We start from the raw sequence: 258 nt of genomic DNA, 5'->3' as shown, positions 1-258 counted from the left end.
AAACCGAACACGCCCAGACCGTGCGGCTCGCCTCCCTGGGCTTCATGCTGGCCGGGGTGTGCCACGAAATCAGCAATCCCCTGGCGGCGATCCACTCCATGCTCCAGATCCTTGAGTCCGACGCCCGGCGCGACCCCGCAGTGCTGCAGCAAGGCCTTGCCAGCATCTCGGCCAACGTGCGCCGCATCCTGGAGATCTCGCGCCAGCTCTCGGGCTTTTCCCGGGCTGCCACCGAGCCCCGGCGCCCTGTGGCGGTGG

The 258-nt window shown here is 69.0% G+C and carries 1 protein-coding gene; it reads left to right on the top strand.

Annotated elements, in window-relative coordinates:
* Positions 1-258: histidine kinase dimerization/phospho-acceptor domain-containing protein (locus ACTFO6_RS19075; RefSeq protein ID WP_439935911.1), on the top strand; the 258-nt coding region annotated here is incomplete at both ends.

It is taken from the genome of Pelomicrobium sp. G1 (assembly GCF_051905455.1).
In the GTDB taxonomy this organism is placed as follows: Bacteria; Pseudomonadota; Gammaproteobacteria; order Burkholderiales; family UBA6910; genus Pelomicrobium.
This window is presented reverse-complemented; position numbering and strand designations above follow the sequence as displayed.